General features: G+C 42.9%; 24 protein-coding genes, 1 tRNA gene and 2 pseudogenes. 15 read left to right on the top strand and 12 right to left on the bottom strand.

Annotation, left to right across the window (positions count from 1 at the left end):
* The first annotated feature begins 34 nt into the window (after window positions 1-34).
* The 8 genes and pseudogenes from ACQ86K_RS17800 (at window position 35) to ACQ86K_RS17765 (ending at window position 6,144) form a co-directional block, all read left to right on the top strand.
* A pseudogene (locus ACQ86K_RS17800) lies at window positions 35-1,365 on the top strand (nucleotide sugar dehydrogenase).
* Between the two features lie 352 nt (window positions 1,366-1,717).
* Window positions 1,718-2,977 (top strand): undecaprenyl-phosphate glucose phosphotransferase, encoded by a 1,260-nt coding sequence (locus ACQ86K_RS17795; RefSeq protein WP_431198464.1) that lies wholly within the window; start codon window positions 1,718-1,720, stop codon window positions 2,975-2,977.
* Between the two features lies 1 nt (window position 2,978).
* A complete protein-coding gene (locus ACQ86K_RS17790; protein ID WP_431198463.1) occupies window positions 2,979-3,203 on the top strand; it encodes a hypothetical protein in 225 nt (74 codons plus the stop codon).
* Window positions 3,197-3,766, top strand: coding sequence for a helical backbone metal receptor (locus tag ACQ86K_RS17785; protein WP_431198462.1), 570 nt, complete (start codon window positions 3,197-3,199; stop codon window positions 3,764-3,766). Before ACQ86K_RS17790 ends, ACQ86K_RS17785 begins: the two co-directional genes overlap by 7 nt.
* A gap of 93 nt (window positions 3,767-3,859) precedes the next feature.
* Window positions 3,860-3,941, top strand: a tRNA-Leu gene (locus ACQ86K_RS17780).
* Between the two features lie 298 nt (window positions 3,942-4,239).
* Window positions 4,240-5,277: an SDR family NAD(P)-dependent oxidoreductase gene (locus tag ACQ86K_RS17775; RefSeq protein ID WP_091162767.1), complete on the top strand. Its 1,038-nt coding sequence runs from the start codon at window positions 4,240-4,242 to the stop codon at window positions 5,275-5,277.
* A gap of 378 nt (window positions 5,278-5,655) precedes the next feature.
* Window positions 5,656-5,772, top strand: a pseudogene (locus ACQ86K_RS17770) (hypothetical protein); the annotation flags it as partial.
* Window positions 5,773-5,802: 30 nt separating this feature from the next.
* Entirely contained in the window at window positions 5,803-6,144 is a 342-nt protein-coding gene (locus tag ACQ86K_RS17765; protein ID WP_431198461.1) for a helix-turn-helix domain-containing protein, read from the top strand.
* Between the two features lie 185 nt (window positions 6,145-6,329).
* Here the strand turns inward: ACQ86K_RS17765 and ACQ86K_RS17760 are convergent, their stop codons facing one another.
* Window positions 6,330-6,677, bottom strand: a complete 348-nt coding sequence (locus ACQ86K_RS17760; RefSeq protein ID WP_091162769.1) for a hypothetical protein — start codon at window positions 6,675-6,677, stop codon at window positions 6,330-6,332.
* 483 nt (window positions 6,678-7,160) lie between these two features.
* Window positions 7,161-8,177 carry an AraC family transcriptional regulator gene (locus tag ACQ86K_RS17755; protein ID WP_431198460.1) on the bottom strand — a complete coding sequence of 339 codons (1,017 nt, stop codon included), beginning with the start codon at window positions 8,175-8,177 and terminating at the stop codon, window positions 7,161-7,163.
* 287 nt (window positions 8,178-8,464) lie between these two features.
* Between ACQ86K_RS17755 and ACQ86K_RS17750 the strand changes: the two genes are divergently transcribed.
* From ACQ86K_RS17750 to ACQ86K_RS17720, 7 genes are all read left to right on the top strand, one after another.
* Complete coding sequence (locus tag ACQ86K_RS17750) at window positions 8,465-9,586, top strand: TonB-dependent receptor plug domain-containing protein (RefSeq protein ID WP_431198459.1); 1,122 nt, start codon at window positions 8,465-8,467, stop codon at window positions 9,584-9,586.
* Complete coding sequence (locus tag ACQ86K_RS17745; protein WP_431198458.1) at window positions 9,570-9,857, top strand: hypothetical protein; 288 nt, start codon at window positions 9,570-9,572, stop codon at window positions 9,855-9,857. Before ACQ86K_RS17750 ends, ACQ86K_RS17745 begins: the two co-directional genes overlap by 17 nt.
* Window positions 9,790-11,211 (top strand): hypothetical protein, encoded by a 1,422-nt coding sequence (locus ACQ86K_RS17740; RefSeq protein WP_431198457.1) that lies wholly within the window; start codon window positions 9,790-9,792, stop codon window positions 11,209-11,211. Before ACQ86K_RS17745 ends, ACQ86K_RS17740 begins: the two co-directional genes overlap by 68 nt.
* Window positions 11,212-11,249: 38 nt before the next feature.
* A complete protein-coding gene (locus ACQ86K_RS17735; RefSeq protein WP_431198456.1) occupies window positions 11,250-11,519 on the top strand; it encodes a hypothetical protein in 270 nt (89 codons plus the stop codon).
* Between the two features lie 19 nt (window positions 11,520-11,538).
* Window positions 11,539-13,137 (top strand): RagB/SusD family nutrient uptake outer membrane protein, encoded by a 1,599-nt coding sequence (locus tag ACQ86K_RS17730; protein WP_091162772.1) that lies wholly within the window; start codon window positions 11,539-11,541, stop codon window positions 13,135-13,137.
* Between the two features lie 16 nt (window positions 13,138-13,153).
* Window positions 13,154-15,376, top strand: coding sequence for a hypothetical protein (locus tag ACQ86K_RS17725; RefSeq protein ID WP_218134332.1), 2,223 nt, complete (start codon window positions 13,154-13,156; stop codon window positions 15,374-15,376).
* A 100-nt stretch (window positions 15,377-15,476) separates the two neighbouring features.
* Entirely contained in the window at window positions 15,477-15,629 is a 153-nt protein-coding gene (locus ACQ86K_RS17720; RefSeq protein WP_431198455.1) for a hypothetical protein, read from the top strand.
* Between the two features lie 416 nt (window positions 15,630-16,045).
* On the opposite strand, the gene ACQ86K_RS17715 is transcribed toward ACQ86K_RS17720, so the two are convergent.
* From ACQ86K_RS17715 to ACQ86K_RS17670, 10 genes are all read right to left on the bottom strand, one after another.
* A complete protein-coding gene (locus tag ACQ86K_RS17715; protein ID WP_091162774.1) occupies window positions 16,046-16,756 on the bottom strand; it encodes a MarR family winged helix-turn-helix transcriptional regulator in 711 nt (236 codons plus the stop codon).
* A gap of 36 nt (window positions 16,757-16,792) precedes the next feature.
* Complete coding sequence (locus tag ACQ86K_RS17710) at window positions 16,793-17,860, bottom strand: oxygenase MpaB family protein (RefSeq protein WP_091162775.1); 1,068 nt, start codon at window positions 17,858-17,860, stop codon at window positions 16,793-16,795.
* Window positions 17,857-18,606, bottom strand: coding sequence for an FAD-dependent oxidoreductase (locus tag ACQ86K_RS17705; RefSeq protein WP_431198454.1), 750 nt, complete (start codon window positions 18,604-18,606; stop codon window positions 17,857-17,859). The genes ACQ86K_RS17710 and ACQ86K_RS17705 overlap by 4 nt, the downstream gene beginning before the upstream one ends.
* 20 nt (window positions 18,607-18,626) lie before the next feature.
* Window positions 18,627-18,896 (bottom strand): hypothetical protein, encoded by a 270-nt coding sequence (locus ACQ86K_RS17700; protein ID WP_431198453.1) that lies wholly within the window; start codon window positions 18,894-18,896, stop codon window positions 18,627-18,629.
* Between the two features lie 26 nt (window positions 18,897-18,922).
* Window positions 18,923-19,105: an NAD(P)-binding protein gene (locus tag ACQ86K_RS17695; RefSeq protein ID WP_431198452.1), complete on the bottom strand. Its 183-nt coding sequence runs from the start codon at window positions 19,103-19,105 to the stop codon at window positions 18,923-18,925.
* 3 nt (window positions 19,106-19,108) lie between these two features.
* Window positions 19,109-19,765 carry a flavin reductase family protein gene (locus tag ACQ86K_RS17690; protein WP_091162777.1) on the bottom strand — a complete coding sequence of 219 codons (657 nt, stop codon included), beginning with the start codon at window positions 19,763-19,765 and terminating at the stop codon, window positions 19,109-19,111.
* Window position 19,766: 1 nt separating this feature from the next.
* Window positions 19,767-20,357 (bottom strand): SDR family NAD(P)-dependent oxidoreductase, encoded by a 591-nt coding sequence (locus ACQ86K_RS17685; RefSeq protein WP_431198451.1) that lies wholly within the window; start codon window positions 20,355-20,357, stop codon window positions 19,767-19,769.
* Window positions 20,333-20,482, bottom strand: a complete 150-nt coding sequence (locus ACQ86K_RS17680; RefSeq protein WP_431198450.1) for a hypothetical protein — start codon at window positions 20,480-20,482, stop codon at window positions 20,333-20,335. Before ACQ86K_RS17680 ends, ACQ86K_RS17685 begins: the two co-directional genes overlap by 25 nt.
* Window positions 20,482-21,108 (bottom strand): GTP cyclohydrolase I FolE, encoded by a 627-nt coding sequence (folE, locus tag ACQ86K_RS17675; protein ID WP_431200884.1) that lies wholly within the window; start codon window positions 21,106-21,108, stop codon window positions 20,482-20,484. The genes ACQ86K_RS17680 and folE overlap by 1 nt, the downstream gene beginning before the upstream one ends.
* 88 nt (window positions 21,109-21,196) lie before the next feature.
* The gene (locus ACQ86K_RS17670; RefSeq protein ID WP_369596615.1) at window positions 21,197-21,322 is read right to left on the bottom strand and encodes a hypothetical protein; all 126 of its coding nucleotides are present in this window, start codon (window positions 21,320-21,322) and stop codon (window positions 21,197-21,199) included.
* Between the last annotated feature and the right edge of the window lie 524 nt (window positions 21,323-21,846).

Raw genomic sequence — 21,846 nt, 5'->3', positions numbered from 1 at the left:
CCGGTATCTATCATATTCTACCGTGTTAAATTAAATGTCTGATCAATCAAATTCGATCACTAATAAATTTCAGGCTCCTGCAAATATTCATATTGCAATAATAGGTCTTGGCTATGTGGGATTGCCCCTTGCTGTTGAATTTGCCAAAAAATATCCTGTAAAAGGTTTCGATATTAAACAAAGCCGGGTAGATGAGCTGAATAACGCGTTTGACCGTACCCTTGAAACCAGTAGCGACGAACTATCGGTAGTTTTAAATTTAAAGGATGAAAGCAAGGGCCTTACTTTCACATCGCAGATAACAGACATTGCTTCCTGTAACGTTTATATTGTTTCGGTACCAACACCTACCGATCAGCACAACCGGCCCGATCTGAGCCTGCTTATTCGGGCAAGTAAATCAATAGCAGGAGTATTGAAGAGGGGGATGTTGTTATTTATGAATCAACAGTTTATCCCGGCGTAACTGAGGATGTTTGTGTGCCTGTTTTACAAAAAGAATCAGGTTTGCAGTATAACAGGGATTTTTTTGCAGGATACTCGCCCGAGCGTATAAATCCGGGGGATAAAGTCCATACGCTGACCAATATTTTAAAAGTAACATCGGGCTCAACGCCCGAGGCTGCTGATTTTATTGACAACTTATACCGGTCAATAGTAAAAGCAGGAACGCATAAAGCCCCCGCCATTAAAGTTGCGGAAGCCTGTAAGGTGATCGAAAATTCACAGCGGGATATCAATATCGCTTTTGTAAACGAACTTGCCAAAATATTCAACATCATGGATATTGATACCCATGCGGTTTTGGCAGCGGCAGGTACCAAGTGGAATTTCCTGAATTTTAAACCAGGTCTTGTAGGCGGCCACTGCACAGGAGTTGATCCGTATTACCTTGCAGCAAAAGCCCAGCAAATGGGTTATCATCCCGAAATTATCCTGGCCGGACGAAGGCTTAATGATGGTATGGGTACGTACGTTGCCCTTGAAGTCATTAAACTGATGGTGAAGAATGATATTTCGGTAAAAAACTCAAAGATCCTGGTGCTCGGTTTTACTTTCAAAGAAAATTGCCCGGATGTTCGTAACACCAGGGTAATTGATATTATTAAGGGATTTGATGGTTTTGACGCAACCTGTGAAATATATGATCCATGGGCTGACCCGGATGAAGTAAAAAGAGAATATGGTATCTCTACATTAAAAAATTACGGGCAACTAAGCGGCGCTTACGATGCTATTGTTATGGCTGTGGCACATCGCGAGTTTTATGATTTAGACTATGCAAGCTTAAAACATAAACCATCATCGGTAATTTATGATATAAAAGGTATTTTAAACAAGGATGTTGTAAGCGGACGGCTGTAAATGTTTTTTTACAGTTATTTTTTCGCATAGAAAATCATTTTTTTGTCACTGTTAACAGAGAATTCATTTTGAATAAATTTCTTAATTTCTAATTTTGTGGCTGTGAAAATAATACATTCGTAACCGTGTCTTCATTTAATTATGACATTGTTATTAGTAAATAATTATAGTAATTTTAGCAGGGTTGCATACTACATAAGCACATATACATGATTCACAGATACGCTACTTTTATTAAAGCAGTGAACCTTACCATTGATTATATTATACTTAATATGAGCATGGTAATTTCTTACTTCATTGAAGACCGGTCATATATTTTTGGATTAACAACAGGCAGTACCTGCCTATTGTGTTAGTTTTTAATCTAATTTGGCTGCTGTCAGCTAATATTACCGGGCTTTATGAACATGTTCTGAATAAAGATTCAATTAAAACCTATCGCGGTGTAATTAAAACTTATCTGCTGTTTGTAAGCTTTATTTGCTTCACTATCATTATATTGATAGGCACCAAAGCGTATTTTATAACACGCGAGTATCTTTTTTATTCACTGGCGTTATTCGGTTTCCTGCTTGGTTTATGGAAGTTAATATTCCTGAGCATCCGTAAAAGCGACCGCGCAACGCTTATCGATATACGTACTGTTATCATTATAGGTGGGGGCCGCATCGGGTCAGACCTGCATAGCTTTTTTAAACAAAACCCCGAACGTGGGTATAAGCTTGTTGGCTTTTTTGATGATGCATCAGACAGCGTACTTGATCAAAGCCTTTATTTAGGCGGTACTAATGATTGTATAAGCTATGTGCTCAACAATAAAGTTGATGAAATATTTTGTACCCTACCAAACTCTGAAGCCGAGAAAATAGAGCAGTTGATGCTTGATGCAGATAAAAATCTGATTAGGTTTAAATTTGTGCCAGAATATTACGACTACGCTAAAAAGCCAACTTTTATACAAAGCTTCGGCCATATCCCGGTTATATCCGTAAGGCCAGAACCTTTGGAGAACATGCTGAACCGCTCCATCAAACGCTTGTTTGATATCTGTTTTTCTATATTTGTGATCCTGTTTATTTTTAGCTGGTTATTCCCCATTTTGGCCATCATTATAAAGCTTGAGTCAAAAGGGCCGATATTCTTTGTGCAGGAGCGCTCAGGCAGGGACAATAAGCCGTTTAAATGCTATAAATTCCGTAGCATGCGGGTAAATCACGATTCAGATAAAAAACAAGCTACACGCGGCGATTCACGTATAACCAAATCCGGGGCATTTATCCGTAAAACAAGTATCGACGAATTGCCACAGTTCTTTAACGTAATATTAGGCAATATGTCTGTAGTAGGCCCGAGGCCGCACATGATAAGCCACACTCAACAATATTCGCAGCTTATTGATACTTTCATGGTAAGGCATTTTCTTAAACCTGGTATTACGGGTTGGGCCCAGGTGTCAGGCCTGAGGGGCGAAACTCAAACCACACAGGCTATGCTTGAGCGTGTGGAGGCCGACGTTTGGTATCTTGAAAACTGGTCGTTCCTGCTGGATATGAAGATTATCTTCCTAACGGTATGGAACGTGTTTAGAGGCGAAAAGAACGCGTTTTAATATGCCGATATTCCGGGATCAGCTAAGCCGAAAGGTTGAACTTTCCGGAATCCCTAAGCGGATCATATCCATTGTCCCTTCACAAACAGAATTGCTTTTTTACCTTGGCTTAAACGTTGAGGTGATAGGCATTACTAAATTTTGTATCCATCCGGCAGATAGGTTTAATTCAACAACGAAAGTAGGGGGACTAAACAGCTTGATGTCGAAAAAATCCGATTGCTGACCCCGGATTTAATTATCGCCAATAAAGAGGAGAACGACCGTCTTCAGGTAGAAGAGTTAATGAATATATGCCCGGTTTGGATCAGTGATATTTTTGATCTGGAATCGGCTTTGCAAATGATTGTTTGCATTGGTGATATGATAGGTAAGCCCGGGCAGGCAAACGTGCTTTGCACGGAAATTAATGGTGGTTTTAAGGGTATAAAGTTTTCTGTAACGAGGCTGGGAGTTGCCTATCTCATCTGGCGTAAACCCTATATGCTTGCCGGCAGGGGAACTTTCATTGATAGTATGCTGCAAACATGTGGACTAAACAATGTAACAGAGGGGGAGCGTTACCCGGAGATTGATGCAAATGCTTTAGTCGCGGCTAATCCGGATCTTCTTTTTCTATCATCAGAGCCATATCCATTCGCTCAAAAACATATAGAGGAGTTTAGGGCGCTTTTACCAAATGCAAAGATAGTTTTGGTAGATGGTGAAATGTTTTCATGGTATGGCAGCAGGCTTTTATACGCACCCGTATACTTCAAACAACTGATAAATGGGCTTGTGAAAAATTAATTCCTACTAAATGAGCATGATAGCAAAAAAATGAAAATTATGTTTTTAAGTATAATTTTAAACGCTATCTTTGCAGCCTGTTAAATCAGAAACGCGGAAGTGGCGTAATTGGTAGCCGCACCAGACTTAGGATCTGGCGCTTCACGGCGTGGGGGTTCGAGTCCCTTCTTCCGCACTTAAAAGTAAAAGCCTTCAAAGTCATTGATTTTGGAGGCTTTTTTGGTTCGATAGATAGGTTATTTAAAATGTCATCCGTTTTAAGTATTTGTATTTTAGTGATTTACTGGTTCCAGTCCAGGCATCAACCCAACTACTCAAAGTTCAAAAAATCTTTGTTATACATGCTAATTCATTGCCAGGCTGACTTAAATTGCATTAAATTCTATGGTCTTATAAACAAAGTTTTTCGGCCTTTAAAACAAAACGTCTGAATAGGCTACCTTCTAATTTTGCTTTCATAAAATTCAATTATTATGGAACAAAATAATTATAATGGGACTTTGCAAAAACCGGTAGGTTCAGGCTTCAACGCAGTATCCACAACATCTGATGTTATAAAGGAAGTGGATCTTAATGGAAAAATTGCTATTGTCACAGGCGGCGACGGAGGTCTTGGCCTGGAAATCACCAAAACGTTGTCTAAGGCAGGTGCGGCAGTAATTGTACCTGCCAGGGATATTGAAAAAGCAAAATTAAATCTTCAAGGAATTGCCAATGTAGAAGTGGAGCCGATGAACCTAACGGAACCTGTCTCTATTACTTCGTTTGCTGAAAAATTCCTGGCATCAGATAGGCAATTGCATATGTTAATAAATAATGCGGGCATCATGTGGACACCTTTACAACGTGACAGCCGAGGTTATGAGGCACAGTTTTCTACCAACCACTTAGGACATTTTCAACTTACAGCAAAACTTTGGGAAGCCCTTAAGAAGGCAGAAGGAGCAAGGGTGGTGACGGTTTCCTCTTCGGCACACCATTATTCTCCTGTACTATTTGATGATGTTAATTATCATACGAGAGAATACAACAAATTTGAGGCGTACGGCCAATCTAAAACAGCTAACGTGCTATTTACTGTTGAACTTGATAAAAAAGCCCGTCCGTTCGGTGTCCGTGCTTATACACTGCATCCCGGTCTAATGTTGGATACCAATTTGAGCAGGCACCTGACCTTTGAAGATTTTGTTACTTTGGGTGCTGTAAATGCTGACGGCACACCCAATGAAGAAGCCCAGGCAGCGATGCAGAAAATGTCTAAGACTAAAGAGCAGGGCGCAGCCACAACCGTATGGGCCGCAACAAGTCCGCAATTGCAAAATATAGGCGGTGTTTATCTGCAAGATGTCGAAGTTGCCAGTTACAATCCCGATGCATACGATAGTAACGCAGGGAAGCGCAACCCTGGCGGGACATTCGGTGTGGCCCCATTTGCCCTGGAGCCGAATGCGGCACAAAGGCTTTGGGTTTTGAGCGAGGAACTTACTGATACAAAATTTGATGTTCAATAAACAAGACAAATAGGGCCCAAGCTGTTGGGCTTTATTTGCTTATTTTTGTATTATGGCGGTACGGCAAATAAATAATTACGCGGAGATTGTATTTACCTGTAGCGAAGCGGTACACCAAAATAGTGAACTGGTTGCGGAGGAACATTCTATTGTCCGGGTATTATCAGGCCAATTGAAAGTAATAGAATCTAATAAAACTTACTTTTTTGAAACTGGGGAAACTTTTTTATTTCCTAAGAACCGGTTAGCCCGGCTCATAAAAACGGGAAAAGACGATTTGCCCTACAGAGCGATTATTGTAAAGCTAACCCAAGATGTGCTGAAAGCATTTTACGAGCATAAAAAAATGAAGTCTTTACGGTATTTAAAACTGATGCCATAATTCCTTTATCTAAAGGGCCGTTACTGGACAGTTTTTTTGCTTCAATGCTTCCTTATTTTGATCTGGAATACAAATTACCGCGCGAACTTTCGGAGTTGAAAATACAGGAAGCGATAGCCATATTGCGATCTATAAATGACAGTATGGACCATATTTTATCCGATTTTTCAGAGCCGCATAAAATTAACCTTGTCGAGTTTATGGAACGTAACTATATGTTTAACATGCCCATAGAAAAATTCGGTTATCTGACAGGCCGAAGTTTAACAACCTTTAAGCGTGATTTTAAGAAAGTGTATGGTACAACGCCTCAGAAATGGCTCATGCAAAAAAGGCTTGAACTCGCCCGATACCAATTGGCTGAAAAGAATCGCAAACCTTCTGAAATTTATTTGGAAACGGGCTTTGAAAACCTCTCGCACTTTTCATATGCCTTTAAAAAACAATTTGGTTTTACGCCAAGTGAATTGTCAAAAGCTAAATAAATTGAAACAACTGTTCTTAGGATACTTTGTGTTGTTAAAAGTTCTTAAATGGCAGATAACCCGCATAGGATAGCTAAATCCTTTAAAAAATGGTTCGAATTCCGTACCGTTAGGTGCACCACATGGGATTCTGTCGAAATTTCGAGAGGGTTGCTCCAAAAAGAGCAGCCCTTTTTTATTGATTTTTAGTAAGTTATCCTCGAACGCCGGATTGATGTAGGGTGTGCGATATGCCCCCTCTCTAAACATGAGACTATGTTCGAACGCCCCTTTAATAAAGGATGTTTTTGATTGAGGTTCGCTTTTTTATAAACGCCCGGTATTGAGGTCAGCGAAGTTAATAAGATCGTTTGTTGATGCAGGCTGTCGTCCCCCAGCTTTTGATTATAACTAATTTCCTCACTCAGCCGTGTCTTTTCAGCCTGAAACTTTTCATAATATTTCAGGTAGGTTTCTACTTCAATTTCCTCGTTGATCAGTTCCTTCAACTGGCTTTTCTTCACCACAACTTCCTGTGTTTTAACCTTTACCATGTCTTTGAAGCTGGCGGTTGCAGGCGATACAAGGCTTAGAAAGACTTAAATAATCCAGGACCTGTTCCAGTTTTTCGTGAAGTACAGTTCCAAAAACATTGAAAATATTTGAACAGTAGGATCCAAAGAAATCCTTTTTGAGAAATATGTCAGGTTGTTCATGGAGTAAACAACTTATACGGCAATACGGAAAGCTTGTTGAACTTAGAAATTTTCGCTGTGAAATAGGGTCGATTATGATGATGAGCCGTGGACATGTTTAATGCAATTAGATTTTGCGTTGGAATTGCTGGTGAATCGGGCTTTTAGTATCTGCTGTTGCTGAAGAACTGTCAAAAAACAATATATTTCCACAGATTCAGGATTGGCAGCCAGGCGATTTTTATTGTGTGAAGGATGAGGTGAAGTTGTCATCTTTATTGATAATCACTAACAGCCTGATACGCCAGACTCATGTATAGTATTTAACGGTTGGCTTGCACATCAGGACTGTGGAGACCGTTTAAGCTTAGCAATCATGGGTTGATAAGCACTGTTTTTTTGATGGCTATCCGATGGATCTTCCATATTGGCAGCTATTGGGGAATTTACCAAGTTGTTACTTTCCGAAAGCCTTTTTCGGTAATCAGACGGGGATGTGCCCATTAACCGGCTGAACATCCGGGAAAAATAGTATTGGTCATGGATGCCGATGCGAAAAGCAAGTTCTTTGACAGACATGGCCGTGAATGAAAGGTACTGACAGGCTTTTTGTATCTTCAGGTAATTAAAATATTCCATAGGCGTATGTCCTGTTTTTTTCTTGAATATTTTACAAAAATAGGTGACTGACATTTGGGAATGATCAGCCATTTCTTTCAAGGTGACAATCTTTTCAATGTTGTCTTGCATGAAATTGATGACAGATTCTACGGTATCCGTACTCGGCTCTTTCTTCTCCCAGTTAAATTGTTCCGTGTAGATCATGGAGGACAAAAAATGATAAAAACTCATGTTCGCATAACGCAGCGTATCTTCTCCGTAACCTTTTTCAAGGTTGTAGTAAATATCGTCAAAGATCTTAATACGTTCAGCGCTGTAGGTTAACTGCGGTTTAAAAGATTCTTGCTTTTCTACGATCAGGTCAGTGATGAATCGCGCATTTTCTCCCTTGAAATGTGCCCAATAGATCGACCATGGATTTTTTCTGTCAGCGCCGTAAGCGTGCGGCGTATTTGCTGGTATTGCGATAAATTGTGGAGGAGCTATTTGAATTCGTTTTTTGTTAATATCAATCCATCCATAACCATCTGTGCAATAGATTATTATATGCTGATTGATGCCTTGCGACCGCTGCGCGTAGTGGAATAGTGCCCTGGGATAATAGCCGATATCAGTGATGTAAACCTGCCTGGTGATCGGGTCATCGATCAAAAAATCCGAAACAATTTTTTTGGGGATCACAATCAGTCTTTGACCGTCAAACCCATCTCTCTTGCGTAATGATTTGTCTTTGGACATTTAATGCTGAATAAAGATATCGGCAAAAGTGTATAAAAATATTTCATTGTTTGTAAAAATCCATCACAATCACAAAATATGTCATTTTTAGCATGGTCGAAAGGTTGTAAGTTTGATGTATAAAACCAATATGTAAATATATTATTCGCCTGAACGGTTTTCAGTAGGAAACTAAATTTCGAAAAATCTTGATTATTCGTTTTTTTATTGATGCCAGGTAAAAGCCTGGCCCTGATTTCTATTGTCCATCTCTCTGGCGCAGAACTAATTTTTTTAAACCCAATTCAATGAGAAAACTACTACTATTCGTTGTGCTGTTTTCGGCCGGTCTGATCAGCGCTTACGCTCAGCAGCGGAAGATCACCGGCACGGTTAAGGATTCACAATCCGGGCAAACCCTGCCTTTCGCCACCATTTCCATCATCTCTAACGGAAAGACTATTAGCAAATCTGCGGCCGATCGGGCCGGTAAGTTCTCGGTTGACGCAGAAACGGGTATGATCATCCAGGTATCTTTCGCTGGTTACGAACCGGCCCGGATTACGCTAGCGGCAAGTTCTGATCTTACCGTTCCACTTAAAAGCAATACCAATCTTTCTGAGGTTGTTGTGATCGCTTATGGTCGTGAAAAGCGTAAAGATCTGACCAGTGCGGTAACTACCGTTACGGCGCAGCAACTCAGTGAAGCTCCGTCCACCAACCTTGCAACGGCACTCGGCTCGCGCGTTCCGGGACTGGAAGTGCACGCAACCAGTACACAGCCTGGCTCAGGCGCTTCGGTTAATGTCCGGGGTCTCAACTCGATTTCCCAGCTACAAGGCCCGCTTTATATTGTTGACGGTGTCGCCTTAGTCGGTGATATCCGCAACATTAATCCCAATGATATCGAGTCTGTTGAAATTCTGAAAGATGCCGCCGCGGCCGGTATCTATGGCTCCCGTGCGGCAGAAGGTGTGATTCTGATCACGACAAAAAAGCCAAAAGCAGGGGCGACTAATGTGAATTTTGATATGTATGCGGGCATCCAGCATAATAATCCGGCTTACCAGATGCTCGGGGCGCATGATTATGCTACACTTAAACGATTGGCTTATCAGGATGCGGATCCGGGGACCTTCGGTCAGCCGGGTACGACGACCGCTGACGCCAAGATATTTAATGCTAACGAATTACAGAGCATAGTTGATGGCTATACCGGTTATGACTGGCAAAAAGCAATCCTGCATAATAATGCACTCACTCAGAACTATACACTTTCTGTGGCTAATGGAACCGGCTCTAACAAGGTATATTTCAGTGGGCAATACCAGAACCAGGACGGCATACTTATTAACACCGGCTATAAAAAATATTCCGGCTACCTGAGCGACAGAAACAGCGATCAGATCATTTTTGAAATTGGGCGGTAGCATGAATTTTACTCATGACATTACCCACAATGCGATGCCGAACGAGTATCAGCAATCGCTGACACAAAGCCCGTTGCAGCCGATCTATGACAGCAGCGGTCAGCCGTTGATCACTGTGGACAACTCCACGGGGGTACCGACTATTTTCAATCCTGTAACACTGGCCTTAAACGCCATCGACTTATACACCACCAACCGGACCAATGCAAACCTATTCTGTCGAGTTTACACCGGTAAAAAACCTGATGTTCCGTTCCAGTATCGGCGCTGATATCTATCAAGCCGAAGAAGATAAGTATTGGCCAAGAACGACAGGACCGGGTTATGCACCGACAAATGGCTTAGGTGAGATTTATAATACCCGTGCTACGGACGTACTATGGGAAAATACTGCAACCTATAACCTGACGAAAGGCAACCACGACCTGAGTTTACTGGGCGGTTTCACTTTTGAACGTCACGAAAATACGGCGACTGATATGCAGGGAAGCCAGTTTCCAACGGACTTGCTGAGTTATAAAGCCATCGGCAGTGCCGGTCAGAAATTGCAGGACAATAGCAATTATGATGGTTGGGCAGTACGCTCATTCTTCGGCAGGGCTGTCTATAAATTTAAAGGACGTTACATCTTGAACGGCACGATCCGTCAGGACGGATCCAGCCGCTTTGGGGGTAACAATAAATTCGGTGTATTCCCCACAGTCAGCGGCGCCTGGCGGGTGATCGATGAGCCATGGATCGGCTTCAAGCTGAAAACTTGGCTGAGCGACTTTAAACTCCGCGCCAGCTACGGCTTGGTAGGTAATCAGAACTTGCCTTATGACGCAATTTATACCCGGTATGACCCAACCACTTATCCGTTTAACGGGACGAGTGTAACCAGTGGCTACCTGGCGGGGGGCACGAACGGCGTATTCGGAAACAACTCTCTGCAATGGGAAGTGCAGCACCAGTTCAATGCAGGTACCGACATTGCCATGTTCGATAACCGCATTCAATTATCACTTGACGTATATAATAAAAATATCAGCAGCCTGCTGATGCCACTTCCTTTGGCGCCATCATCTGGTTTTCAAACAGAATACGTGAACGTTGCGGCCATGAGAACGCGCGGCATTGACGTGGCACTGAAAACAACTCCGGTGAAGACGGCCAGCTTTACCTGGCAGGCGCAGATCAACTGGTCGAAGTATGACAGCAAGGTAACCAAGCTATTCCCGGGCAGGGATTCCGTTAACCTGTACCTTCGCGTTGGCTTGCCGCCAGCGGGCACTTTCGTAAACTACATTTTCGACGGCCTGTACCAGCAGGGAGATAACTTCAAGTTAAATCCAAATGGCAAACCTGGCGACATCAAAATACGCGACGTTAATGGTGACGGAAAGATTACACCGCTGGATCAGGTGGTGGTAGGTTCAAGCATTCCAAAAGGTTCGGGCAATTTCTGGAATTACTTCCGTTACAAGGCGATCTCACTGACTGTGAACAGTACGTTTGCGTATGGTCAGAAGTTGAACAACCTGACTTTTACCAACCTGACTTATTACAATTCGGCATTTGGTAGCCAGGGCAACGTCACCGTTCAGGGGGTGACTACTGGACCCCAACGAATACAAATACAGTAATTCCAAGACCAAACTCTTTCGGTACTTCGCTTAAAACATTGCCTGGTGGTATCTCTCAGGGATCAAGCTATTCCATCCAGAATGCCAGCTACCTGAGAATCCAGCATATTACGTTAGGTTATGATCTACCTTCTTCGCTACTGAAAAAGATAAAAGTCAACACTTTGAATATCTATGCGCAGGCGCTGAATCCATTTGTCTTCACCAGTTACAAAGGAATTGACCCGGATATCGCCGGTAATTATGCATCTAACGAAATTTATCCTCGTTACCGTACTTTCATTTTAGGCGCAAGACTTTCCCTGTAACATTAAGACCAAATTAGACATGAAAACTTTTCAACGTATAAAATTCAAAGCAATCGGTATCACAGCCATCATGCTGTTGTTTGTCATCGCCGGTTGCCGTAAGGAACTTGACTATACTCCGGAAGTATTTGTTTCGGCCCAAAGCCTCTATAAGGACCAGGCCGGGGCTATAGCAGGTGTAACCGGTATCTATCAGCAATTGCAGACGCTTAAAAAATCTGACTATCAGCTTATTGGCGTAATTGGCACCGATGAGGCGCGCTGCGCTTACCAGGCGCAGGGTTATGGTTCTTATTGGGCTGGAGTAGTGGGTATTGACGTTTATGACCTTACCTTCAACAGTCAGAACGCTGACATCAGCGGCTTTTGGAGCGTTTGTTATAAAGGGATTGCCAATGCAAATGCAGCAGTTCTTAATATTCCGCAGATCAAGAATTTCGGAGACGCTTCGTTGCAAAACCGTTTGGTTGGCGAAGCCCGATTCCTGCGCGCGGTTTATTACTTCTACCTGGTTCAATTATTCGGCGATGTGCCTATGCCGCTTGAAAACACGGCTTTCGACAACGGCGTACCGCGTACGCCGCAGGCTACAGTTTATAACCAGATCATTTCCGATCTTAAGTTTGCTTCGACCAATTGCTGGGCTAAAAGTCAACTTGGAGCAAGTGCCGCCGGCCGGGCCAATATGGAAGCGGCAAAAGCCTTGTTAGGAAAAGTGTACCTGACCTTGCATGACTACCAGAATGCTAAAACAACGTTTGAGGAACTGATTAATGGTAATAAACTGACTTTGCTGGCAAATTATGCTGATCTCTTTGATGGTCAGCATGAAAATAATACAGAATCACTTTTTGAGATCCAGTATTCTACAGATAACAACAATAACACTCAGGGATTGCAGAATCTTTACGGTTCCTACGCTGGTCCTCCGGTGCCTTTTCAACAATTCAATCAGCATACTCCAGGCTATGGCGGTACGGTGATAACTTCCACAGCGTTTTACGCTGATACCGTTTTTGCGAAACCTTACTCATGGGCATATCAGTATGACGCACGTTACAAAGCTTCTATCAGTCACGATCGTTATGACAGTAACGGTAACACCATGAGCTGGTGGGCAGACCCGGGGTTACCAACCGTGAAAAAGTATGATATCTCTTCCAGCGACATTGATGTTTATCACTCTGGCAAAAACTTATATTATCTGCGCGCAGCAGACGTATTCCTGATGTATGCGGAAACTTTGAACGAATTGGGTCAAACTCAGGCAGCACTGGTACCGCTCAATAAAATACGTGAACGCGCTTTTGGAAATAGTTCGGTAAATTACGCTTTGACCGATCAGGTCTCGATGCGAGAGATCATACTGGATGAGCGTGCCCGGGAATTGGGCGCTGAAGGCTGGCGCTGGTTCGACCTGAAGCGTACGGGCACATTGATCTCGCGGGTGAAACGTTACGACGATCCAAAACGTGACTTTATGAAGAAAAATAACTCGTCTACCGATCCGCATCCAACGCAGGAGATTTCTTCCAAAAATTTGTTGTATCCTATTCCTCTGAGCGAATTGCAAAATAATGCTGCACTGGGATTAAAAGCACAAAATCCTGGTTACTAATTAAATTGATTTATATATGAGCAAATTCAAATATCTGTGGCTGTTTACCCTGGCTTCAGTTCTTTACTGCTTCCCATTCGCATCGCTCGCACAGCAAGTAGATCGGTCGGGTGACGCGCTAATGGTTAGAAGCGAAGGGTCCGCCGTCACTATCAACCAAAAAACAGGGCGTTTGGATTTTAAATTTGGCAATGGCGTTACGATTGATAACGCCATTGCCTATGTAAGGGAATTATCTTCCGGATATTTGGCGACGACTGACTGCCAGTTGCACCAGGTAAGCACTGATACGTTCAGCAATGCCGCCGGCAAAGGTATACGGCTGACGATACGACACTCCGGAAATGCGGCCCGAATTACCTTGTTGCAGCAGTTGCTGATCTATACCGATCACCCCTACATTTTTGCTAATCTTACTGCCATTAAAGGAGACGGTACGGATGAAGAAATGGAAACCCGTGAGATCTGCGCGTTGGCTGTTTTACCAAAAGAAAAGGCCCTGCTTGTGCAGCCGGGCGCCGAGCCGCGTTTGCTCGACGTTCCGTTTGACAACGATAACTGGACGCATATTCTGGAACGACGCTGGGAACCCGGGAAACCTGCATTCAACGGCATAACCTACGAGTTTTCTTCAGTTTACGACAACAATAGTTTTTCAGGTATCGTCTTTGGCAGTCTGAGCCACGACTTCTGGAAAACCGGTATTGCATATCATTCAGGTAAGACTACGGGTCAGGTCGATTCACTATCTGTTACCGACGGCGTAGCAACCCCCGATAATTCTGCATTAAGACCAGAGTATGGGGGCAACGACGGAACCCACGATCATGCAGTGCATGGTACCGCTAAGGGGCCGTCAGTTCATTCGTCCGTGATTTTCCTTGCTGCGGGAGATGTCCGCAAAATTTTTATTGACTACGGCAATGCCAACGCTTTACTAAACGGCCGGCTGGACTGGAAAGGCGCAGCACCTTTTTATTGGAATAGTTTTGGTGTGGAAGGCGTGCTGGGTTATGAGGGGAAAATGATGCCGCGTGATATTCCCAAGATTTCAGATTTTATTGCAACGCTTGATCAGTTCAATAAATATTCAAGACCGGTTATGAGTATCGATTCTTATGATCAGGGTATATATACCACGAGTTTGCTGGCATCGTTCGGTAAATACATTGACAAGAAAAAACAGGATCTTGGCTTCTACTTTATACCCTTCGCCATGTGGACCTGGCGGAACAATACTGCAAATACTAAAATTCAGGGATCAGATTATAACCTTTCAGACGCGCTGCTCTCAGACGATCACGGCAACCCGATCTGGTATAAGGAAGGCGACTGGGGGTGCCTGGCGATGGATCCTACACACCCTGCCGTTCGGCAGTACGTGATCTACCAGCTCAAAAAAGCTAAAGAGATCGGCGCAAAATTTTTGAAGATCGATTTCTTAACTGCCGGCGCACTTGAATCTACCCGTCGGTACAACTCGTCCGTTCGTTCCGGTCTTCAGGCTTACAATTACGGTATGAACATGTTGAAATCACTGGCGGATTCCATTCTGGGCAAAGACGTTTTTATAACTGAGGCAATTTCTCCCATGTTCCCCAGCCAGTATGCCCATGGCCGTTTTGTTTCTACGGATGTCTACTCCCATTTTAGGGACGATCAGCCGGGTTTCCCGCATTATGGTAGTACAGAGGCATCCCTTGCCAGCGGGTCTCATCTCTGGTGGGTACAGGGAACACTTTGGCCGTATACCAACCTGGATGTGGCCATCATGAAGAATTTCCAGAAAAATCCTGATCTGACTGAAAAAGATATCCAGGTACGTCTGTATGCTATGATGAGCATGGGCAGTATACTTGGGGACGGCTCGGATTACCGGAATAAACTCGCGGCTGATCGCGCAGCAGTTTACCTGAACAACAAATACCTGTGCGCTTTCTTTAGTGCACCAAAGGCTTTTACACCAGTAAAGGTAGCTGACGGTGAGTCACTCGACCAGCAGATGGCATTTTTTCTGCCGGGTAAAGAAGTCTTGATCTCACAGTTCAACTTCAGTAATTCCGCCGGCTATGACCAAATTTGGAAAAAGAAGGAGCTGGGTCTTACGAACACCGGTTACCTTATAAAAGATTTTCTGACGGATCATACAGTAGGCAAGATCGAAAGCGGACAAGAAACTTTTTCTACCAGCGTACCTGCAGCAGATGCGAGAATGCTTAAACTGGTACCATCTAATTAATTTAAAACTACAATTATAATATACCCGATATGGAAGTAAAAGCTTGGGCGGAACAAGTGACCATCCCGACCTATGGGATCGGACAACCGGAAAAAATCCAATGTTTCTGGAGAAAGGGGTTTACCAGGGCAGTAGCGGTGTTGTTTATCCCCACCCGGTTGTCGAAAAAATATCTGATGAAAAAACGGATAAGGAATACACGGCAGTGTTTCTGAAAAACGATTACCTGAAGATCATGGTTTTTTCACCGTAGCCATGATTTTATTTTACAAGAGTACGCTTTGTGTTTTCTTAAAGCCGTAAACTTACCTCTTATTGTTATCGTGTTAGGATGAATTTTTGTATTGGTTCAGCAAGCGATAACGTTCTACCAATTACCTGATTCAAAACTTGATTTATATAAAGCCTGTTTAATCATTTTCTTTTCACAAATCGTGTTGCTGATTTTTAGTTTTTTGAGTATTTCATTTAAACTGGATAACTTCTTTTACCGGGCGCAGTGTGTTTCGTTCGACCTCCCTTTACAAGTTGACGGCAAAATTTAAAAATGCATAATTCATTCTGCTCATGAGTTCGATCTTGATGGTCAATGTCATCTAATTACAGCCTGATCGCAACGAAGAGGCCCTGGCTTTGTACGGCATTTCAATAATGACTTCAGTATCGATGTTACTCTGGATCAGAGGTACGCCCATTATGCGGTGTGATTCCGGTCGCTACTTTTTTAAGATCTTCCTTGCTGAGGATGGTTTTCTTTTCGTAGTGTTCCAAATGAAAGTTTTCCAATTTTTGTAAAAGATATTGCAGCGTGAATTTTTCGGCAAAGGTCAACCTGCCGGTGATGATCTGTCCCACATAGTTGGTATGTTCAAATACCTGGAACAATAATTTCTTGCCTTCGTCAGTAATGGCAATATGCTTACTTCTTTTATCCTTTTCATCGTCCCACTGCCTAACCAACCCTGACACAACCAAACGCCTGATCACTTCCGTACCAGAAGTTTTTTCCTGTAGATTATGGCTGATAAGTTCACTTTTTGATAAGTGCGGGTGCGTTAATAAAATAGCCAGTGCCGTAAAATCCTCGGCGGTTTGCAAGGGCGTACCCTCCAGTGCTTTTTTAATATATGATTTGGCGTAACGACTCATGAAAACAAACAGGCGCCCGATGTTATTATCCAACTGATAAGCAATATCCAAAGCGGCGCTGTCATTATCACCGAACCTAACTTCACTGCTATGATTATTAACGGCGGGATCGCCAACCTTATTCAAAAGAAAACCTGTAAAATCCTGCAAAGACACTTCCCGTCCCTGGTTTTCTTTTTCCAGTTCATCTACAAGATCGATCAGTTGATGAATGAGTTGGTATGATTTCATGTTTTTATAAATTAAGCATGCCGGCAATTTTCAAAATTAGTTTCTTTTAACGAGTGCTGGGTTTTGCGTCTTGAAGGTAGCATAGGCAATCTGGTAATTTTTCTTGGCATCTCCCTGCGGCTTAATGCTTTTAAACAGGTTCAACGTTTTGATCAGGGTTAGTTTATAAGCAGGCAGTTCGGGGGCGTCGATCGCCAGCATATCGGCCATTTCTTTTCCAAGCAGGTAACGCATCAAGCCCAGTATATCGTTGGCCGTGGCCTTACTTTTATTAACGGAAAGGATATGAGCGGTCAGCGATCTGGTTAATTCCTGTCCATGTGCAGAAACAGCGAACTGCCTTCGTTTAATAATGTTATCAAGTTGCTGCGCCATTTTAGAGTTTTCAGGGATCAGATCTTCATCTAATCCCGACAGATAACCTACTACTCCCCATATGTGCATAAACGCCGCCTGATCATCCTGGCTTACGCTGTAACCGAGCATTCGTAACCCGCGAATAACGATCAGTGAAAATGACAGGTTTGTTCCGGCCATGTCTTCCTGGTTGATCGGTAATCCCCAGCTATCATCCCATTTACCGCTTTGCAGTGTGTAGTAACGAACGGCAGCGTGCATGATCCGCACTTTTAAAATTTCTTCATAAGCGTTTCCGTTTTTACCGAAAGCATCCGGCCCCATAACCTCCCAAACAAACACAGCGGTATCATAAAGCCTTTTGGTAGTTTGTTTACGGATCAGTTCGGACAAGTACAGCACCATCGCGCCATTGGCTGCATTATAACAATAGGGTAATGATAACAGCCCGAGTAAACTCATAATTATCTCCGAATGCCGGGCATAGAAAATAGCGCCGTTTCTCATCAGTAGTGGTTGCGCCCATATTGGCAGTTCCGTAGCTTTATCAATAAAGTCAATTTTTGGGAATAAATGCTGTAATAATTTCAAATGGTCGGCACCTGATTGGCCACCCATCCAGTCCTGTAATTGCTTCTTCTTTACCGGATCGCTAAAAACATAATGTATAAACTCGTCCGCCCGTTTATCACCCAACAGCCGCTTGCGGTTTAAAAGTTCATTGCTATATAAATTATGGTTGATCATAAGCGCATGGTATTTATAATGCCCTCTGCAGCCAGCCTGCCGCTTTTCATCGCTGCATTAATTGAGCCATTCATCAAATAATCCCCGCAAATGAAGCATTGGTCATTTACCCGTATGGTTGTATAACCAGGTTCATTAGTCACGTGGTCGTCATTCGGCAGCGCATAATCAATATGGTAGGTTTTTAAGTGTTTCCAGCTAACGGCTTCGGGATACCAGAATTTCAATTCGCTAACCACATTTTCCTGTAGTTCATTTTGGTTCGCATTTGAATGGTCGCCTATTAACGATAATGAAATTAAAGTATCACCGCTTTCAGAATACCTGTTAGAAATACGATCCAATACGGCAATGTTATTTACAATTTTTCCAGGTAACGTATTTAAAGCTATCAGGGGCTTTTCAAACGGTCGTTTCCTGGCGGTGAAATACATATTGCTTACAGAATGATGCTCAATGTTCGAATTTCTGTTGCTTATGGGAGAACGCAAAGGATCGGTAGCTATCAAAACAAAGTTAGCGTGATAGCTAAGCCCATCTGTTGTTGTTACCGAGCCTCCATTAACTACGGATACATTTTGATGGAATAAGAGTTCCTGCGGAGCAAGGCATTCGGCCAGTTGTTTAGGTATCATGCCCATTCCTTTGGCTGGGATAGCGGCATCACCCTCGCTGAACATTTTAAAAACAAACTCAAACATTCTGCTGGAGGTACTTAAGCGGTCTTCGAGAAATATCCCGGTCATAAAGGGCATGAAGAACTGGTTTACGATGGTTCCGCTGAAACCTTCTTTTTTAGGTATTCTGTGGTGGTGATCTCTGGTTCTGAAAAAATCTTGTCGATACTCTTACCGGCCAATTTTAGCTTTAATCGGAGCATGCGTAATTTATCAGTAAATGTAGCAGCTGAAGACAGCAAAGTGCTCATTGTTGAACCTGGCTGCCTGATCGGATCGCCTAAAATATTAGCGCCTTTTTTGTTCAAAATAATTGCGCCGGGATCGAATTTACAAAGGTCCAGCGCCTTATAATCCAATAGGTTTCTGGCCTCCGGATAAGCTGTTAAAAAACCTGGAAACCCCGGTCGAGCAGGTAGCCATCCACCTCATCGGTTCGCACTCTACCACCTACTCCATCGGAGTGCTCCAAAACCAAGACCGATTTTTGAGCAGCCTTTAATATTTTGGCTGCTGTTAAACCGGCTATGCCTGCACCTACAACAATCACTTCCGCGTCTTTTTTCATGGCTTATGTATTGAAGCTGGTATTTGTATTTAATAAATGAGGTTCAACTCCAGGCTTGGCATAGGCGAGTTGCCCAACGGGTTGCGGTAGATAGTAGGTATCCAAACCGGCCACGGTCATGGTTCCAGCTTTACCGTGATCAACTGTTCCATCTGCCCCGATCAATCCATCTTCTGTTAGGATATGGACTATTTCACCTATAACAATTGTTGTTCCGTTAACCTCCATATCAATCATCTCACGTAATTCCAGCCCTATGCGTACGTTGGATGCTTTCACAAAAGGTGCCTTAAATCCATTTGTATAATACTTTTTGAAATGACAGGTGTCAAACTCAGAAAAGCCGGAAGGATAACTTGCACTGGTTTGGTGCGCCTGCATGTACCATTCTGGTAACACGTTATTGAGGGTATATTGTCCTGTTGATCTGATGTTACGCAGCGTATCATTGTGCTCACGTTCGGGTCGGATCACCATTCCGATAAGCGGCGGGTTCGCACCCAAATGGAAAACAGAACTGATGATACACAAGTTAGTGACACCGTCATTACTGGTTGTTCCCAAAAGATTCAAAGCCCGGTAGCCTATCAAACTGTTGATCAGGCTTGTCCTGTATTGCTTTTCCAGCTGATAGATGTTTTCGCTTTTTATATCCTGCATCTTAACTTGTTTTTAATTTACCTAAGCCGCCATCCATGCCGATAACCTGCCCCGTCATCCAGGTACTGTCATCCGATAATAAATAGGCGATAAGCCGACTGATATCTTCGGGTTGTCCTATTTTTCCTAAAGGATGACGTTTACCGGAGGCTTCCCGTTTTTCAGGGGTACTCAACAAGGCCTGAGCGAGTGGGGTGTCTGTTAATGAGGGGGCTACCACGTTAACCCTGACATGCTGGATAGCAAGCTCGGCTGCCAAAGAAAGCGCCATGCCTTCAACTGCGCCTTTGGCAGCTGCTATACTGGCATGGTAAGGCATGCCAGTTTTGGCGGCGACCGAACTGATCAGAACAATGGATGAACCTCCGGCATTTTTAATTGGTTTCATAGCCTGCCGGATCATACGTGCTGCACCTAAAACGTTCAGCTGGAAATCTTTCAAAAAATCTTCATCAGTTAACCTGCCGAACGGTTTCAGCGTAATGCTTCCGACCGAGTAAACCAACCCGTGCAGTTGCTCAGGAAGGAACAGCTCCATCGCATCCAAACTTTCTAAAACGTCTGCTTTTAAAAATGTAAATCTTCCGGCCACTCGGCTGATGCCGATCTTGATACCGTATAAATATTGGCGTTCTGCCGATGAAGCAGTTGAACTAATGATAAGCCAATGCCGGAACTGCCTCCGACCACCAGGATATTCTTTCCGTTGAAGTCCATTATCCGATATACTTTAAAAATTCATTCTTGGTTTCAATATTTAGAAACTGCCCGCTGTATTCAGCTGTAAGCGTGGTACTGCCGGCGTCCCGGATACCACGGCTGGATACGCAATGGTGATGCGCGTCTATAATTACCGCTACATCTTCCGTGCCTAACGCTTCTTTGAGCATATTGGCGATTTGCATGGTCAGCCTTTCCTGCACCTGTGGTCTTTGCGAACAGTACTGAACAATCCTGTTCAGTTTTGATAAACCGATTACCTGCCCATTGCTGATATAGGCAACGTGGGCTTTACCTACAATAGGTACAAAATGGTGCTCACAGTTACTAAATACAGCAATATTCCGTTCCACCAGCATTTGATTGTAGTTGAATGGATTCTTGAATAAAGTGGGTTTGGGTTTGTTAGCAGGGTTAAGGCCGCTAAATATCTCCTTCACATACATTTTAGCTACCCGCTTAGGTGTGTCTCTCAAACTGTCATCTTCCAGGTCCATTCCCAAGGTTTCCATTATTGCGGCGAAATGTTTGGCGATAAGTTCCATTTTGGTATCGTCGTCCAGTTCAAATGCATCAGGCCGGAGTGGCGTGTCGAAAGCAGCGTTATAATGATCTTGTTCCAGATCAGTTACTACCTGCGCTAAAGTTAAGTCGTTAACTGTTCTCGTCTTTTATCATGAAGTCGTATTAGTATAAGTTAAATGGCGTTTACTATATTATTGCCCTTCGCTGATTTTTAAGCCGGAAATAAAACCCTGTGTTTAAACCTGTATAGATCATTACATTTAGCAGGATCAGATTCATCCCATAAAAAACATCCTCTACAGAAATGGTCAAGATACGTACGCCTATGATGTGTGCCCGGGTTATACCAAACTACCAGGTTTTCCAGGCCCGTGCCGGTCAGCAAACCATTATACAGTGACACTATATCAGGCTTTGACTAAATAGGCTGCTGCACTTAAACGAGAAAACCCAGAGCCAATCACCGCTACGGAAGATTTTTCGTCAGGGATAATATTATTGATAGGATTTGACTTTAACATTTAAGGAAAATTAGCATTTAGTTTACGATTCAAATATAATACAATCATATACTATATTTTAACATGTAGTACAATTTTGTATAAATTAAGAAAGATTATAAATTACTATTTCCGCAAACTTTTTTAATTGATCCCAAAAACCAATGTTATAATTCAGTTGATAAAAAGATGATAAATGCATGTTGTAGATGATGACAGTCAGTTATTTAGATGATGGCAAGCATTCTGAAAACCTGATCCTTTTCCTATTATTGCTTATGTTTTTACAATTTGTAACACAGAAAAAAATATTTGACTTCCCTGGTTAATAACGGT

The organism is Mucilaginibacter sp. P19 (genome assembly GCF_050632265.1).
GTDB lineage: Bacteria > Bacteroidota > Bacteroidia > Sphingobacteriales > Sphingobacteriaceae > Mucilaginibacter > Mucilaginibacter gossypii.
Note: the sequence above shows the minus strand (reverse complement) of the source record. Positions and strands in the feature narration are given on the sequence as shown.

What these genes read in the sequence shown, in the direction of transcription:
- ACQ86K_RS17720 (WP_431198455.1), top strand. Translation starts at nt 15,477, where the DNA reads ATGTTTCTGGAGAAAGGGGTTTACCAGGGCAGTAGCGGTGTTGTTTAT.
- ACQ86K_RS17730 (WP_091162772.1), top strand. Translation starts at nt 11,539, where the DNA reads ATGAAAACTTTTCAACGTATAAAATTCAAAGCAATCGGTATCACAGCC.
- ACQ86K_RS17765 (WP_431198461.1), top strand. Translation starts at nt 5,803, where the DNA reads ATGGACCATATTTTATCCGATTTTTCAGAGCCGCATAAAATTAACCTT.
- ACQ86K_RS17680 (WP_431198450.1), bottom strand. Translation starts at nt 20,482, where the DNA reads ATGGACTTCAACGGAAAGAATATCCTGGTGGTCGGAGGCAGTTCCGGC.
- ACQ86K_RS17715 (WP_091162774.1), bottom strand. Translation starts at nt 16,756, where the DNA reads ATGAAATCATACCAACTCATTCATCAACTGATCGATCTTGTAGATGAA.
- ACQ86K_RS17725 (WP_218134332.1), top strand. Translation starts at nt 13,154, where the DNA reads ATGAGCAAATTCAAATATCTGTGGCTGTTTACCCTGGCTTCAGTTCTT.
- ACQ86K_RS17775 (WP_091162767.1), top strand. Translation starts at nt 4,240, where the DNA reads ATGGAACAAAATAATTATAATGGGACTTTGCAAAAACCGGTAGGTTCA.
- ACQ86K_RS17740 (WP_431198457.1), top strand. Translation starts at nt 9,790, where the DNA reads ATGCAAACCTATTCTGTCGAGTTTACACCGGTAAAAAACCTGATGTTC.
- ACQ86K_RS17790 (WP_431198463.1), top strand. Translation starts at nt 2,979, where the DNA reads ATGCCGATATTCCGGGATCAGCTAAGCCGAAAGGTTGAACTTTCCGGA.
- ACQ86K_RS17710 (WP_091162775.1), bottom strand. Translation starts at nt 17,860, where the DNA reads ATGATCAACCATAATTTATATAGCAATGAACTTTTAAACCGCAAGCGG.
- ACQ86K_RS17755 (WP_431198460.1), bottom strand. Translation starts at nt 8,177, where the DNA reads ATGTCCAAAGACAAATCATTACGCAAGAGAGATGGGTTTGACGGTCAA.
- ACQ86K_RS17705 (WP_431198454.1), bottom strand. Translation starts at nt 18,606, where the DNA reads ATGACCGGGATATTTCTCGAAGACCGCTTAAGTACCTCCAGCAGAATG.
- ACQ86K_RS17690 (WP_091162777.1), bottom strand. Translation starts at nt 19,765, where the DNA reads ATGCAGGATATAAAAAGCGAAAACATCTATCAGCTGGAAAAGCAATAC.
- ACQ86K_RS17750 (WP_431198459.1), top strand. Translation starts at nt 8,465, where the DNA reads ATGAGAAAACTACTACTATTCGTTGTGCTGTTTTCGGCCGGTCTGATC.
- ACQ86K_RS17695 (WP_431198452.1), bottom strand. Translation starts at nt 19,105, where the DNA reads ATGAAAAAAGACGCGGAAGTGATTGTTGTAGGTGCAGGCATAGCCGGT.
- ACQ86K_RS17760 (WP_091162769.1), bottom strand. Translation starts at nt 6,677, where the DNA reads ATGGTAAAGGTTAAAACACAGGAAGTTGTGGTGAAGAAAAGCCAGTTG.